This is a genomic window from Streptomyces sp. NPDC001514, assembly GCF_053597075.1.
In genome coordinates, this window is record NZ_JBSFHO010000021.1 from 112,089 (window position 1) to 126,807 (window position 14,719).

The 14,719-nt window shown below is 70.6% G+C and carries 12 protein-coding genes and 1 riboswitch; of the genes, 10 read left to right on the plus strand and 2 right to left on the minus strand.

Translation table 11 applies throughout. The annotated features are described in order from the left end of the window. The first annotated feature begins 1 nt into the window (after position 1). From ACWCXB_RS22540 to ACWCXB_RS22565, 6 genes are read left to right on the plus strand one after another with little or no spacing between them, the layout of a single operon-like run. Complete coding sequence (locus ACWCXB_RS22540) at positions 2–967, plus strand: carbohydrate ABC transporter permease (RefSeq protein ID WP_450725244.1); 966 nt, start codon at positions 2–4, stop codon at positions 965–967. A 19-nt stretch (positions 968–986) separates the two neighbouring features. Next, complete coding sequence (locus tag ACWCXB_RS22545) at positions 987–1,862, plus strand: carbohydrate ABC transporter permease (protein ID WP_450725245.1); 876 nt, start codon at positions 987–989, stop codon at positions 1,860–1,862. Positions 1,863–1,912: 50 nt separating this feature from the next. Next, positions 1,913–3,520, plus strand: coding sequence for a glycoside hydrolase family 13 protein (locus ACWCXB_RS22550; RefSeq protein ID WP_450725246.1), 1,608 nt, complete (start codon positions 1,913–1,915; stop codon positions 3,518–3,520). A 17-nt stretch (positions 3,521–3,537) separates the two neighbouring features. Beyond that, positions 3,538–4,629 carry a CobW family GTP-binding protein gene (locus tag ACWCXB_RS22555; RefSeq protein ID WP_450725247.1) on the plus strand — a complete coding sequence of 364 codons (1,092 nt, stop codon included), beginning with the start codon at positions 3,538–3,540 and terminating at the stop codon, positions 4,627–4,629. A gap of 10 nt (positions 4,630–4,639) precedes the next feature. Then, positions 4,640–5,665 (plus strand): DUF1266 domain-containing protein, encoded by a 1,026-nt coding sequence (locus ACWCXB_RS22560; protein WP_450725248.1) that lies wholly within the window; start codon positions 4,640–4,642, stop codon positions 5,663–5,665. 2 nt (positions 5,666–5,667) lie between these two features. Further along, positions 5,668–6,810 carry a DUF1266 domain-containing protein gene (locus tag ACWCXB_RS22565; protein ID WP_450725283.1) on the plus strand — a complete coding sequence of 381 codons (1,143 nt, stop codon included), beginning with the start codon at positions 5,668–5,670 and terminating at the stop codon, positions 6,808–6,810. A gap of 52 nt (positions 6,811–6,862) precedes the next feature. Here ACWCXB_RS22565 and ACWCXB_RS22570 read toward each other — a convergent pair whose 3' ends face one another. Beyond that, on the minus strand, positions 6,863–9,313 hold the full coding sequence (locus ACWCXB_RS22570; RefSeq protein WP_450725249.1) for a DNA gyrase/topoisomerase IV subunit A: 2,451 nt from the start codon (positions 9,311–9,313) through the stop codon (positions 6,863–6,865). Positions 9,314–9,504: 191 nt separating this feature from the next. On the opposite strand from ACWCXB_RS22570, the gene ACWCXB_RS22575 reads away from it, so the two are divergent. From ACWCXB_RS22575 to ACWCXB_RS22590, 4 genes are all read left to right on the plus strand, one after another. Continuing rightward, positions 9,505–10,851 carry a M16 family metallopeptidase gene (locus ACWCXB_RS22575; protein WP_450725250.1) on the plus strand — a complete coding sequence of 449 codons (1,347 nt, stop codon included), beginning with the start codon at positions 9,505–9,507 and terminating at the stop codon, positions 10,849–10,851. A 17-nt stretch (positions 10,852–10,868) separates the two neighbouring features. After that, positions 10,869–12,236: a M16 family metallopeptidase gene (locus ACWCXB_RS22580; protein WP_450725284.1), complete on the plus strand. Its 1,368-nt coding sequence runs from the start codon at positions 10,869–10,871 to the stop codon at positions 12,234–12,236. 208 nt (positions 12,237–12,444) lie between these two features. After that, positions 12,445–12,608: riboswitch (cyclic di-AMP (ydaO/yuaA leader) on the plus strand. Between the two features lie 13 nt (positions 12,609–12,621). After that, positions 12,622–13,395 (plus strand): M23 family metallopeptidase, encoded by a 774-nt coding sequence (locus ACWCXB_RS22585; RefSeq protein ID WP_450725251.1) that lies wholly within the window; start codon positions 12,622–12,624, stop codon positions 13,393–13,395. A 185-nt stretch (positions 13,396–13,580) separates the two neighbouring features. Beyond that, a complete protein-coding gene (locus ACWCXB_RS22590; protein WP_450725252.1) occupies positions 13,581–14,264 on the plus strand; it encodes a GntR family transcriptional regulator in 684 nt (227 codons plus the stop codon). Positions 14,265–14,430: 166 nt separating this feature from the next. Here the strand turns inward: ACWCXB_RS22590 and ACWCXB_RS22595 are convergent, their stop codons facing one another. After that, on the minus strand, positions 14,431–14,712 hold the full coding sequence (locus ACWCXB_RS22595) for an HPr family phosphocarrier protein (RefSeq protein ID WP_450725253.1): 282 nt from the start codon (positions 14,710–14,712) through the stop codon (positions 14,431–14,433). Between the last annotated feature and the right edge of the window lie 7 nt (positions 14,713–14,719).

The window sequence follows — 14,719 nt, forward strand, 5'->3', positions numbered from 1 at the left end:
CATGTCCGCCCCCACCCTCCCCGCCGGCGAGCAGCGGGAGGCACGCGTACGCGACGCCGCCTCCCGCCCTCGCACGGTCCCGCGCCGCGAGGCGTTCGTACGGGCCCTGGGCCGCAACCTCTCCGCGCACGCCTTCCTGATCGGCGCCGTCCTCTGCTTCTCCTTCTTCTCCTGGTACCCGATGGTCAGGGAGTTCCTCCTGGCCTTCCAGAAGACCGAGGACGGGCGGACGACCTGGGCCGGCTGGGACAACCTCCGGACGGTCTTCGACGACCCCGCCATCTGGCAGGCCTGGCGCGGCACGCTCCTCTTCACCGGCCTCGCCCTGGTCCTCGGCTTCGCCGTTCCCTTCGTGATCGCGATCGTGATCAACGAATTCCGGCACGCCCAGGCCTACTTGCGGCTGCTGGTCTATCTGCCCGTCATGCTGCCGCCGGTCGCGTCCGTGCTGCTCTTCAAGTACCTGTACGACCCCGGGTACGGACTGTTCAACACCGTCCTGGACGCCCTGCACCTACCGCAGCAGCAGTGGCTCCAGGACCCCGACACCGCGATGCTCTCCGTCGTCATCGCCGCCACCTGGATGAACATGGGCGGCGCGACCCTGATCTACCTCGCCGCGCTCCAGTCCATCCCCGGCGAGCTCTACGAGGCGGCCGAGCTGGACGGCGCGGGAGTGCTGCGCAAGATCTGGCACGTCACCGTCCCGCAGACCCGGCTCATCCTCTCGCTCCTGCTGCTGATGCAGATCGTCGCGACGATGCAGGTCTTCACCGAGCCGTTCCTGCTGACGAACGGCGCGGGCCCCGAGGGATCCACGACGACCGTCGTCTATCTCATCTACCAGTACGCCTTCAACTTCAACAACTACGGGGCCGCGGCGGCGCTCGGCCTGCTCCTGCTCGTACTGCTGGCCGGCTTCTCGGCGGCGTACGTACGACTCAGCCGCACCGCCGACGACGCATGAACGGGGGAGCGCGACGCACATGACCACTCGGACGCTCATCTCACCCGCACAGCTGGCCCGGCCCCGCGCCCGGTACGTCTACTGGACCGTCCTCGCCCTGGTCCTCGTCCTCTTCACGGTCGTCTTCCTCGGACCGCTGTACTGGATGGTTACCGGCGGGCTGAAGACCACCCAGGAGGCCGTGCAGTCGCCGCCGACCCTGTTTCCCGGCTCCCTGCACCCGGAGACGTACGGCAGGGCGTGGGAGGTGATGGACCTCGCGCGGCTGCTGTTCAACACGCTGTACTACGCCTTCGGGGCGCTCGCCTTCCAGCTCGTGCTCGACGTCGCGGCCGCCTACTCGCTGTCCAGGCTCCGGCCGGTGTTCGGCAAGGCGATCCTCGGGATGATGCTCGCCACCCTGATGATCCCGGCGACCGTCCTCGTCGTACCGCAGTACCTGACGGTCCTGGACGTGCCGATCGTGGAACGCAACCTGCTCAACTCGCCCTGGGCGATCTGGCTGCCGTCCGTCACCAACGCCTTCAACATCTTCCTGCTGAAGCGGTTCTTCGACTCGATCCCGCAGGAGTTGCTCGACGCCGCCTCGATCGACGGGGCGTCGCCGCTGCGCACCCTGTGGTCGGTGGTGCTGCCCATCTCCCGGCCCATCCTGGGCGTCGTCTCCATCTTCGCGGTGGTCGGCGTCTGGAAGGACTTCCTCTGGCCGATGCTCACCCTGCCCGACCCGACGAAGCAGACGCTCAACGTGGGGATCTACTCGCTCGCCAGCGGAGTGCCGGAGAACGTCCTCATCGCGGCCCTCACCATCGCGTCCGTGCCCACACTGCTGATCTTCCTGATCTTCCAGCGGAACATCATGAGCGGTCTCACGGCAGGCGGACTCAAAGGCTGACGTCTCTCGGACTCAACGGCTGACGCCTCTCCCACCCCGAAAGGATCCACGTGTCCGCATCGGATTCGGACTGGTGGCGCTCCGCCGCCATCTACCAGGTGTACGTACGCAGCTTCGCCGACGGCGACGGGGACGGCACGGGCGATCTCGCCGGCGTACGGGCGAAACTGCCCTACCTCGCCGAACTCGGCATCGACGCGCTCTGGTTCACGCCCTGGTACCTCTCCCCGCTCGCGGACGGCGGGTACGACGTCGCCGACTACCGCTGCATCGACCCGGCCTTCGGCACCCTCGTCGAGGCCGAGAAGCTCATCGCCGAGGCACGCCAGGCGGGCATCAGGACGATCGTCGACATCGTCCCCAACCACGTCTCCGACCGGCACGTCTGGTTCCGGGCCGCACGCGCGGCGCGAGCCGGCAGCCCCGAGCGCGCTCTCTTCCACTTCCGGCCCGGCCGTGGCGCGGACGGGGAACTGCCGCCCAACGACTGGGAGTCCGAGTTCGGCGGCAGCGCCTGGACCCGGCTGCGCGACGGCGAGTGGTACCTGCATCTCTTCGCGCCCGAGCAGCCCGATCTGAACTGGGCGCATCCCGCGGTGCGCCGTGAGCACGAGGAGGTCCTGCGCTTCTGGTTCGAGCGCGGGGTCGCGGGCGTACGGATCGACTCGGCGGCGCTGCCGGCCAAGGACGCGGACCTGCCCGACCTCGGGGCGGGCCGTGACCCGCACCCGTACATCGACCGGGACGAGCTGCATGACATCTACCGTTCCTGGCGGGCGGTCGCCGACGAGTACGGCGCGGTCTTCGTCGGCGAGGTCTGGCTCCCTGACTCCGAGCGCTTCGCCCGCTATCTGCGCCCCGACGAGCTGCACACCGCATTCAACCTGAGCTTCCTCGCCTGCCCCTGGGACGCGGAGAAGCTGCGCCGCACGATCGACGAGACCCTCGCCGAGCACGCGCCCGTCGGCGCCCCGGCGACCTGGGTCCTGTGCAACCACGACGTGACACGCACGGTCACCCGCTACGGACGCGAGGACACCGGCTTCGACTTCGCGGCCAAGGCCTTCGGCACCCCGACGGACCTCGCGCTCGGCACCCGGCGCGCCCGGGCCGCGGCCCTGCTCTCGCTGGCGCTGCCCGGATCCGTTTACGTCTACCAGGGCGAGGAGCTCGGCCTCCCGGAGGCGGAGATCCCACGGGACCGGATCCAGGACCCGATGCACTTCCGCTCCGGCGGCACCGACCCTGGTCGCGACGGCTGCCGGGTGCCGCTGCCCTGGACCGGCACACCCCCGGCCGTCGAACCCTGGCTGCCGCAGCCGGCCGACTGGTTCTCGTACGCCGCCGACCGCCAGGCGGCCGACCCCGGCTCGATGCTCAGCCTCTACCGCAGGGCCCTGCGGCTGCGGCGCACCGAACCGGGCTTCGGGGACGGGCCGCTGACGTGGCTGCCCCGGTCCGGGCCCGGAGTACTGGCCTTCGCCCGGCAGGACGGGCTGGTGTGCGTGGCCAATCTGGGCGCCGAGCCGGCCGCCCTGCCGGCGCACGAGGCCGTACTGCTGACCAGCGGGCCCCTGGACGCGGCCGGGCGGCTGCCGCACGACACCGCGGCCTGGCTGAGGACGCCGCATATCCTGGGGCTGGACATGTCGTCGTAGGCCGGAGAGGTACCGCGTTGAGCACGCAGCAGATCCCCGTCATCGTCCTCGCGGGCTTTCTGGGATCCGGCAAGACGACCTTGCTCAACCATCTGCTGCGGGCCAGTCGCGGGACCAGGATCGGCGCGATCGTCAATGACTTCGGGGCGATCGAGATCGACGCCATGACCGTGGCCGGGCAGCTCGGCGACTCCACGGTGTCCCTCGGCAACGGCTGTCTGTGCTGCGCCGTCGACGCGAGCGAGCTGGACGTCTTCCTCGAGAAGCTCACTCGGCCGGCCGCCCGGCTCGATGTGATCGTCATCGAGGCGAGTGGTCTCGCCGAGCCGCAGGAGCTCGTCCGCATGGTCCTGGCCAGTGAGAACGAGCGGATCGTGTACGGCGGCCTCGTCGAGGTCGTCGACGCGGCCGAGTTCGAGGCCACCCGCGAGCGGCACCCCGAGTTCGACCGGCATCTCGGCATCGCCGATCTGGTCGTGCTGAACAAGGCGGACCGGGTCGACGAAGCGGCCGGGCAGCTGCTGCGCGAGCGGATCGTGGGCCTCGCCGACCGGGCCGCCGTGCTCCCGGCGACGTACGGGCGCGTCGATCCCGAGTTGCTCTTCGAGTGCCGCCCGCGCGGCGAGCGCGTGGGCCAGCTGTCGTTCGAGGACCTCTTCGACGACAGCCAGGAGCAGGGGCACGAGCACGACGAGCACGCGTGCGGCGACCACGGCGGCCATCTGCACGCCGCCTACGAGACCGTCTCGTTCACCTCCGCCGACCCGCTCCACCCGCGCAGGCTGCTGGACTTCCTCGACTCACGGCCCGAAGGCCTCTACCGGATCAAGGGTTTCGTCGACTTCGGCGAGGCCGACCCCCGCAACCGCTACACCGTCCACGCCGTCGGCCGGTTCCTCCGCTTCTACCCGGAGCCCTGGCCGTCCGGCGCGGAGCGCCTGACCCAACTGGTCCTCATCGGCGCCGGCATCGACACCGGAGCCCTGCTCAAGGAGCTCGACGCCGCCAGGGCCGACGGCCCGCAGGACGCGCCCGCGGAGCACACCATGTGGGGCGTCCTGCGGTACGTGCCCCAGCCCGTTGAGCAGATGGATACGGGCAGTTCATAGGATCGATCCCGTGACGACAGGGACAACCACGGGGTGGGCGCCGCCGACGGAGACCGAGCAACTGCTGTACGAAGCAAGAACGGGCGGCGGCCGGGAGACGGAACTCGCCGTGCTCTGCCGCGCCAGACTGTTCATGCCCGTACCCCGGTTGCACGCGGACACTCCCGGATTCACTTCCCGGCTCGCACCGGTCAAGGATCCGGGGACCGGCAGGTGGACCGTTGCGGTCTTCACGGCGGGCATGCTGCCGCCCTGGCATCCGGAGTGGGTGCACCGGTCCACCACCCTCGCCGAGCTGGCGCAGGACTGGCCGAACGACCGATGGCGGCTGGCGGTCAACCCCGGTACGCCCTGCGCCCTCACCCTCGAGGCCAGGCGGTCGCACCGCCAGACCTGGCTGAAGATCTCCGCCGGGACCGGCGGACCGCCGCGCGGGCTGCTCGTCACGCACCGCGGCGGCCCGGTCCACGGCGCCCTGGCCCACGGCCTGGCCTGCGGTGCGCATCTGTCGCTGCACAACAGCGTGGCCTGGAACGAGCTCGGCACGACGTACTTCGACTACTTCAGGGACGCCGGCATGCTCCGCGGCACCTGGAAGGTGACGAACCGCGCCCAGTACCGGGACACGCTGGCAGCCCTTCTCGAGGCCTGGTTCTCCGGCAGGCGGGCCCAGGACTCCAGGGAGGACTCGGAGCGCTACGAGGAGCGGTTCCGTGACGACGGGGTGCTCGGTCCTGATGAACGTGTCGCCTCGCTCAGCGCCTTCGACTACGGGCGGATCATCATCTTCGTCCGGATTGGTCTCGGCGCACGCCTGTGCGCTCCGCAGGAGGCCGAAGAGGCGGTGCTCACGGCCGGCAGGCTGAGCCGGGAGACCTACGGCTCGTGGAGCGCGTTCTCGGCGGCGTACTCGCTGGCCCGGGTACTCGCCTTCGACGACGGGGAGTTCGGACAGACGTACCAGGAGTCGGTCGCCCAGCACCGGATCCTCACCCAGGACCCGAGGAGCCCGTACCGGAGCGTGCCGTGGTCATGAACATGGGCTGGGTGCCTCCGACGGAGGTGGAGCGGCTGCTGTACGAGGCCCGGCTGCGCGGAGACGTGGACGCGCAGTTGCGGATACTGGCCGCCGAGGAGCTGTTCATCGCACGGCCCCGGCACGAGGTCGACGCCGAACCGGACACGATCTACTGGCCCGCGGTACAGGATCCGGTGACGGGGGGCCTTTGCAAACCGCTGCTCACCCGGGGCATGCTGCCGCCCTGGCACCCGGACTGGGTGTTCCACGAAGTGACCCTGGACTGGGTGGCGCAGGCCAACTGGTCCAACCCGAAGCACTGGCTCGCCGTCAACGGCGGCACCCCCGCCGCCGTCCTCCTTCCGGCGTCACCCGAGCACCGGGCGGTCTGGCGCCGCTACCACGCCGAGAACGACCGCACCACGGACAACCGGCTGACCGCGCTGCACACCGGGCCGCTGTACGGCCCGCTCGCCTTCGGGCTCGCGTGCGGGGCACATCTGGCCGTGACCAACGGTGTGCCCTGGAACGAGGTCGGCACGGTCTACCTCGACTACCTGGCCCAGAGGCGCATGCTGCGCGAGTCCTGGGCGATCAGCGACAACGCGAGCTGGCACCAGCAGATGGCCGCCCTGCTGGACTACTCGAACAGCCCGCCCGAGCCCGAGTTCGCGCTGCGGGTGCGTGAAGCCCTGCGCCGGGGCACGGGCGAGCAGCCGCCCGCCGATCTGTGGCGCGAAACCGCCGCCGGATCCCTGCACGACCGGGGCGCCCCGCCTGCCGTCGTCAAGGAGATGGAGGAGTTGGTGCGCCGCATCATGCGGTACGAGGCCAGGTTCCGGGCCGACGGCCTGCTGCCCGACGACGGCTGGGTCACCACGGCCGCCGCGTACGACTACGGCCGGGCGGCCTCCGTGGCCCGCTGGGGACTGGCCGCGCGGTACTGCACCCCGCACGAGGCGGAGCAGGCGATCGTTCACGCGGGTGCGCTGAGCAAGTCGGCGTACCACTCGTGGCAGGGCTTCTCGGCGGGCTATGCGATGGGCCGGGTCCTGCGCTTCGACGACGAGGAGTACGGCCACTACTACGAGGGCTCGCTGTCCTCCCACCGGCTTCTCATGGAGAACGAGGGCAGTCCCTGGCGGAACATTCCCTGGAACTGACGCAAGCGCGCCCGCCGTCCGGCGGGCGCGCTTGCGTGGATGAGCGCTGCGGTTACGAGGCCGGGCCCGCCAGCGACGCGACCGGCTTCGGCAGCGGCATACCGGAGCCGTCACGCCTCGGGTCCATCTCCGGCAGCTCCGACGGGGTGCCGTTCTTCTGCGCAGCGCGGGCCGGGGCCGCGCCCGCCCAGGCCAGGACCAGGACGTCCTCGCCCTTGAGGAACCGCTGGCAGCGCACGCCGCCGGTCGCCCGGCCCTTGCGCGGGTACTGGTCGAAGGGCGTCAGCTTCGCCGTCGTCACCGAGTCGTCCAGCGTGCCGGTGGCGCCCGCGGCCGTGAAGACCACCGCGTCCGCCGCCGGGTCCACCGCGGTGAACGAGATCACCTCGGCGCCCTCCGCGAGCTTGATGCCCGCCATGCCGCCCGCCGGCCGGCCCTGTGGCCTGACCTGCGAGGCCTGGAAGCGCAGCAGCTGGGCGTCGGAGGTGATGAAGACCAGGTCCTCGTCGCCCGTGCGCAGCTCGCTGCCGCCCACGATCCGGTCACCCTCCTTGAGGGTGATGACCTCCAGCTCGTCCTTGTTGGCCGGGTAGTCCGGCACGACCCGCTTCACCACGCCCTGGAGCGTGCCCAGCGCGAGGCCGGGAGAGGCCTCGTCGAGGGTGGTGAGGCACACCACCGACTCGTCCGTCTCCAGGGACAGGAACTCGGAGACCTGCGCGCCGCCCGACAGGTTCGGCGCGGTGGCCGTGTCCGGCAGCTGCGGGAGGTCGATCACCGGGAGCCGCAACAGGCGCCCGGCGGAGGTCACGACTCCCACGTCGCCGCGCGCTGTCGCGGGCACCGCGGAGGCGATCACGTCGTGCTTCGTGCGCTTGTCGCCGGCGTCCGGCAGCGGCTCCCCGGTGACCGTACGGGCCAGGAGCCCCGTCGAGGACAGCAGCACCCGGCACGGGTCGTCCGCGACCTGAAGCGACTCGGCGGGAACGGGCGTGCCCGCGGACTCCAGCAGCACCGTGCGCCGCTCGGTGGCGAACTTCTTGGCCACCGCGGCCAGTTCGGACGAGACCAGCTTGCGCAGCTCCGCGTCCGACTCCAGGATCCGGGTCAGCTCCGCGATCTCCGCGGTCAGCCTGTCGCGCTCGCTCTCCAGCTCGATCCGGTCGAACTTGGTGAGCCGGCGCAGCGGGGTGTCCAGGATGTACTGCGTCTGGACCTCGCTGAGCGAGAAGTGCGCGATGAGCCGCTCCTTCGCCTGCGCCGAGTTCTCACTGGAGCGGATGAGGCGGATGACCTCGTCGATGTCGAGGAGCGCGACGAGCAGGCCCTCGACGAGATGCAGCCGGTCGCTCTTCTTGCCGCGGCGGAACTCGCTGCGGCGGCGGACGACGTCGAAGCGGTGGTCGAGATAGACCTCGAGCAGCTCCTTGAGGCCCAGCGTCAGCGGCTGGCCGTCGACCAGCGCCACATTGTTGATACCGAAGGACTCCTCCATCGGCGTCAGCTTGTACAGCTGCTCCAGGACGGCCTCGGGGATGAAGCCGTTCTTGATCTCGATGACCAGACGCAGTCCGTGCTCGCGGTCCGTGAGGTCCTTGACGTCCGCGATGCCCTGCAGCTTCTTCGAGCCGACCAGGTCCTTGATCTTCGCGATCACCTTCTCCGGGCCGACCGTGAAGGGCAGCTCGGTGACGACGAGGCCCTTGCGGCGCGCCGTCACGTTCTCCACGGTCACCGTGGCGCGGATCCTGAAGGTGCCGCGGCCCGTCTCGTACGCGTCCTTGATCCCGGACAGACCCACGATCCGGCCGCCGGTCGGCAGGTCGGGACCCGGCACGTACCGCATCAGCGTCTCGAGATCGGCGCCCGGGTGCCTGATCAGATGGCGGGCGGCGGCGATGACCTCGCCCAGATTGTGCGGCGGCATGTTCGTCGCCATGCCGACCGCGATCCCGGACGCGCCGTTGACCAGCAGATTCGGGAAGGCCGCCGGGAGGGCGACGGGCTCCCGCTCCTGCCCGTCGTAGTTCGGCGAGAAATCGACGGTGTCCTCGTCGATCGACTCGGTCATCAGGCTCGTCGCGTCGGCCATCCGGCACTCGGTGTAACGCATCGCGGCCGGAGGGTCGTCATTGCCCAGCGAGCCGAAGTTGCCGTGGCCGTCGACCAGCGGCAGACGCATCGAGAAGGGCTGGGCCATGCGCACCAGTGCGTCGTAGATCGACGCGTCGCCGTGCGGGTGGAGCTTGCCCATGACCTCGCCGACGACACGGGCGCACTTCACATAGCCGCGGTCGGGGCGCAGCCCCATCTCGTTCATCTGGTACACGATCCGGCGGTGCACGGGCTTCATTCCGTCCCGGGCGTCCGGCAGGGCCCGGGAGTAGATCACCGAGTACGCGTACTCGAGGAAGGAGCCCTGCATTTCGTCGACGACGTCGATGTCGAGGATCCTCTCCTCGAAGTCGTCGGGCGGCGGCGTCTTCGTGCTGCGGCGGGCCATCGCTGCTGCGGCTCCTTCACCAACATGAACCATGAACGGGATCTGACGCGGACCATTGTGGACCGTCCCACCGACAACGCCGACCGCGACCCGGAACAGAGGGTGGAAGCTCCCGGAACTTCGCCAGGTGCCGACGGCCTTGCATACAGTGGCAGGACATCCAGCAACGCGATCGAAGGGACTACATGCCCATGGGTCACACGGCCACAGCCCAGGCCGGCTCCGGCGGCCTGACAGCGACCGAGCACCGCCTGGCCAACGGTCTGCGCGTGGTGCTCTCCGAGGACCACCTGACCCCGGTCGCCGCGGTCTGCCTCTGGTACGACGTCGGCTCACGCCACGAGGTCAAGGACCGTACGGGCCTGGCTCACCTCTTCGAGCACCTCATGTTCCAGGGCTCCGCGCAGGTGCCGGGCAACGGCCACTTCGAGCTGGTCCAGGGAGCGGGCGGCTCGCTCAACGGAACCACCAGCTTCGAGCGCACCAACTACTTCGAGACCATGCCCGCCCACCAGCTGGAGCTCGCGCTCTGGCTGGAGGCCGACCGCATGGGCTCGCTCCTCGCCGCTCTCGACGAGGAGTCCATGGAGAACCAGCGGGACGTCGTCAAGAACGAGCGCCGCCAGCGCTACGACAACGTTCCGTACGGCACGGCCTTCGAGAAGCTGACGGCCCTCTCCTACCCGGAGGGCCACCCCTACCACCACACCCCGATCGGTTCGATGGCCGACCTGGACGCGGCGACGCTGGAGGACGCGCGGAACTTCTTCCGCACGTACTACGCGCCGAACAACGCGGTGCTGTCGGTCGTCGGCGACATCGACCCGGAGGAGACCCTCGCCTGGATCGAGAAGTACTTCGGCTCCATCCCGATGCACGACGGCAAGCAGCCGCCGCGCGACGGCGCCCTGCCCGACATCATCGGCGAGCAGCTGCGCGAGGTCGTGGAGGAGGAGGTCCCGGCCCGCGCCCTGATGGCCGCCTACCGCCTGCCGCAGGACGGCACGCGCGAGTGCGACGCCGCCGACCTGGCGCTCACCGTCCTCGGCGGCGGCGAGTCGTCCCGGCTGCACAACCGCCTGGTGCGCCACGACCGCACGGCCGTCGCCGCGGGCTTCGGCCTGCTGCGGCTCGCCGGGGCGCCCTCGCTCGGCTGGCTGGACGTGAAGACGTCCGCCGGGGTCGAGGTGCCCGACATCGAGGCCGCCGTCGACGACGAGCTGGAGCGGTTCGCAGCCGAGGGCCCCACGCCCGAGGAGATGGAGCGCGCCCAGGCCCAGCTGGAGCGCGAGTGGCTGGACCGGCTCGGCACGGTCGCGGGCCGCGCCGACGAACTGTGCCGGTACGCCGTGCTGTTCGGCGACCCCCAGCTGGCGCTCAGCGCCGTCTCGCGGGTCCTCGACGTCACCGCCGAGGAGGTCAAGGCAGTCGCCCAGGCCCGGCTGCGCCCGGACAACCGGGCGGTGCTGGTGTACGAACCCGTCCAAGCGGCCGAGGCCACCGAGGACAACGACGACGCAGAGGGGGCGGACCAGTGACCGACGCTGCCGTGACCATGGACTTCCACCCGCAGCCGCAGGCAGGCGAGGCCAGGCCGTGGGCCTTCCCCGCCCCCGAGCGCGGCCTGCTCGACAACGGACTGACCGTCCTGCGCTGCCACCGTCCCGGCCAGCAGGTCGTGGCCGTGGAGATCTTCCTCACCGCCCCGCTGGACGCCGAGCCCGAGGGCCTCGACGGCGTCGCCACGATCATGGCGCGGGCGCTCTCCGAGGGCACCGACAAGCACACGGCGGAGGAGTTCGCCGCGGAGCTGGAGCGCTGCGGCGCCACCCTCGACTCGCACGCCGACCACCCCGGCGTCCGTGTCTCCCTGGAGGTGCCGGTCTCCCGCCTCCCCAAGGCGCTCGGCCTGCTCGCCGAGGCCCTGCGCGCGCCGCTCTTCGCCGACAGCGAGGTCGAGCGGCTCGTGCGGAACCGACTGGACGAGATCCCGCACGAGACCGCCAACCCGGCCCGCCGCGCCGCCAAGGAGCTCTCCAAGCAGCTCTTCCCGGCCTCCTCCCGGATGTCCCGCCCCCGCCAGGGCAGTGAGGAGACCGTCGAGCGCATCGACTCCGCGGCCGTACGGGCCTTCTACGAAGCCCACGTCCGGCCCGCAGCCGCTACCGCCGTGATCGTCGGCGACCTCACCGGAGTCGATCTGGACGCCGTGCTGGCCGACACCCTCGACGACTGGACCGGCGGCGCGGCCGAGAGCCGTCCCGTGCCGCCGATCACCGCCGACGACACGGGCCGCGTCGTCATCGTCGACCGCCCCGGCGCGGTCCAGACGCAGCTCCTCATCGGCCGCATCGGCCCGGACCGGCACGACCGGGTCTGGCCGGCCCAGGTCCTCGGCACGTACTGCCTGGGCGGCACCCTCACCTCCCGCCTGGACCGCGTCCTGCGCGAGGAGAAGGGGTACACGTACGGGGTGCGGGCCTTCGCCCAGGTCCTGCGCTCCTCCGCCGACGGCACGGGCGCGGCCACGCTCGCCATCAGCGGCTCCGTCGACACCCCGCACACCGGCCCGGCGCTGGACGACCTCTGGAAGGTGCTGCGCACCCTCGCCGCGGAGGGCCTCACCGACGCCGAGCGCGATGTCGCCGTACAGAACCTGGTGGGTGTGGCCCCGCTGAAGTTCGAGACCGCGGCGTCGGTCGCGGGCACGCTGGCCGACCAGGTCGAGCAGCACCTTCCGGACGACTACCAGGCCCAGCTGTACACGCGCCTGGCCGGGACCGGCACCGTCGAGGCCACGGCCGCGGTCGTCAACGCCTTCCCGGTGGACCGGCTCGTCACCGTCCTCGTCGGCGACGCGTCCGAGATCGAGGAGCCGGTCAAGGCTCTGGGAATCGGTGAAGTGACCGTTGTCACGGGCTGATTGACTGCCGGTCGGCTCCGGCGCACCCGGAGGGCCCCGTTGGCATCGTGCCAACGGGGCCCTTCCGTATGTCCGTTTTGTTGGAGAGGCTGCGTGTCTGACCTGTGGCATGCACAACAAATCTCCGTGTCCGTTTGGTGATTGAAAGATGTCCCGCTTAGCGTCTTCTGCGCTGTCCGTCGGTTGCACCAGCCGCATCCGCGGCATCGGACAGCCATCGCCGAGTCCCCGTCGGGCGCGAGCCTGGGGAGCCGGGGACCCACACGTCCCCTGGGGTGAATCGGACGCCTTCGCACCCGTGCGGAGGGGCCCGTAGGAGACCTTCCTGCTCCGAACCCGTCAGCTAACCCGGTAGGCGAGAAGGAAGGAAAGGATCAGCCACTTCATGGCGTTCACCCGTGCCACCGGGAAGCATCGTGGTCCGAGCCGTCTGACGCGCAAGCGCGCGGGTCTGGCCGGAGCCGCAGCCCTCGCCACCACCGGCGTCATCGGAACCCTCGCCTCCCCGGCGCTCGCCGCCGACACGGAAAGCCCCGCCCTCGAGGACACCGGCCTGAACCAGGCCATCGTCGCCGCCGACACCCTCGCCGAGCAGATCGACGCCCAGGCCGACGCCCAGCAGCGGGAGGCCGACCTGGCCGCGGCCCGCGCGAAGGCCGAGGCCGAGGCGAAGCGCAAGGCCGAAGCCCGCGTCAAGGCGGCCCGCGAGGCCCAGGAGCGCGCTGCCCGCGAGGCCGAGCGCAAGCGCCTGATGTCCTACACGCTCCCGGTCGCCGGCTCGTACATCAGCACGGGCTACCAGGCGGGCGGCTCGGTCTGGTCCTCCGGGAGCCACACCGGGGTCGACTTCCACGCCCCTTCCGGCACTTCGGTCGTCGCCGTCGGCATGGGCACGGTCGTGGAGGCCGGCTGGGGCGGCGCGTACGGCAACAACATCGTGATCAAGATGAAGGACGGCACGTACACCCAGTACGGCCATCTGTCGTCCATCGGCGTCTCGGTCGGCCAGACCGTCACCCCGGGCCAGCAGATCGGCCTGTCCGGGTCCACCGGCAACTCGATGGGCCCGCACCTCCACTTCGAGGCCCGCACGAGCCCCGACTACGGCTCGGACATCGACCCGGTCGCGTATCTGCGCGGCCACGGCGTCAGCGTCTGAGACCCGCCTCCCCGCGGTAGGGCCCCGGCCCGGTCATGGAGACCGGCCGGGGCTTTCGGTGTATTCCGGCCAAAAGATATCCATGGATTCCCGTAGGCCATCGGAAATTCCGGCCCACTGCAATAGAGTCACCGAACAGACATCGCTCGACTGGGTTTCGCGCGGATTAAAGACGGAGGTTCGGTATGCGCATTCCTGCGCGCTCGGTATGCACGGCCATCCGCGACGACATCGTCTCCGGTGTCTTCGAGCGCGGCAGCCGGCTCACCGAGGAGCAGCTGGCGCGCCGCTACGGCGTCTCACGCGTCCCGGTGCGCGAAGCGCTGCGCACCCTGGAGTCGGAGGGCTTCGTCGTCACCCGCAGACACGCCGGAGCGTGCGTCGCCGAGCCCACCGAGCAGGAGGCCGCCGACCTGCTGGAGATCCGGATGCTGCTGGAGCCACTGGGTGCCGCGCGCGCCGCGCAGCGGCGCACCGAGGCCCACCTCAAAGTGCTGCGCGGCCTGGTCAGACTCGGCCAGGAGCGGGCGCGCCGGGGTCAGGGCGAGGATCTGCGCTCGCTCGGCGGCTGGTTCCACGAGACCCTCGCGCAGGCCTCCGGCAGCCCCGGCCTCATCGCGCTGCTGACCCAGCTCCGGCACAAGATCGCCTGGATGTACGCCGTCGAGCAGCCCGCCCGGCCGGTGGAGTCCTGGGCCGAGCACGGCGCGATCGTGGACGCGGTGTCGCGCGGCGACGCGGAGCGGGCGCGGGCGCTCACCGCGATGCACGCCGAACGGATGACGGGGGCGCACCGGTTGCGTATCACGGCGCGCGGGGCAGTGAGGAGTTCGCAACATTCCGTAAACACGGCGAGTGCCCGCAATTAACAAAAGCGCCGTATACAAAGAGGGGCTATTTCAAACAGCAGAGCCGCAGACCGGTAATTCCCGGTTGCTGCGGCTCCGCCGTTTCCATTCATTTGTTCTTTGCCGGCCGGGATAAGGCTCACTCCCGCGAGCGGGCAGCCGGGGTCCGGACCGGGACCGGGCCGGGTCAGACGGTCTCGGGGAGCTCCTCGAGACCCTCGGCGACCAGCTTCGCCAGACGGTCGAGGGCGGCGTCGGCGCCGTCCGCGTCCGAAGCGAGCACGATCTCCTGTCCGCCCTCCGCACCCAGGCCGAGCACCGCGAGCATCGAGGCGGCGTTGACGGGGGTGCCGTCGGCCTTGGCGATCGTCACCGGGATGCCGGAGGCCGTGGCGGCACGGACGAAGATGGAAGCGGGGCGGGCGTGGAGGCCCTCGGCCCAGCCGACATTGACGCGGCGCTCAGCCATGGTGATG

Coding starts and splice junctions, on each gene's coding strand:
- ACWCXB_RS22540 (WP_450725244.1), top strand. CDS start 2: ATGTCCGCCCCCACCCTCCCCGCCGGCGAGCAGCGGGAGGCACGCGTA.
- ACWCXB_RS22545 (WP_450725245.1), top strand. CDS start 987: ATGACCACTCGGACGCTCATCTCACCCGCACAGCTGGCCCGGCCCCGC.
- ACWCXB_RS22565 (WP_450725283.1), top strand. CDS start 5,668: ATGGGCTGGGTGCCTCCGACGGAGGTGGAGCGGCTGCTGTACGAGGCC.
- ACWCXB_RS22570 (WP_450725249.1), bottom strand. CDS start 9,313: ATGGCCCGCCGCAGCACGAAGACGCCGCCGCCCGACGACTTCGAGGAG.
- ACWCXB_RS22575 (WP_450725250.1), top strand. CDS start 9,505: ATGGGTCACACGGCCACAGCCCAGGCCGGCTCCGGCGGCCTGACAGCG.
- ACWCXB_RS22580 (WP_450725284.1), top strand. CDS start 10,869: ATGGACTTCCACCCGCAGCCGCAGGCAGGCGAGGCCAGGCCGTGGGCC.
- ACWCXB_RS22585 (WP_450725251.1), top strand. CDS start 12,622: ATGGCGTTCACCCGTGCCACCGGGAAGCATCGTGGTCCGAGCCGTCTG.
- ACWCXB_RS22590 (WP_450725252.1), top strand. CDS start 13,581: ATGCGCATTCCTGCGCGCTCGGTATGCACGGCCATCCGCGACGACATC.
- ACWCXB_RS22595 (WP_450725253.1), bottom strand. CDS start 14,712: ATGGCTGAGCGCCGCGTCAATGTCGGCTGGGCCGAGGGCCTCCACGCC.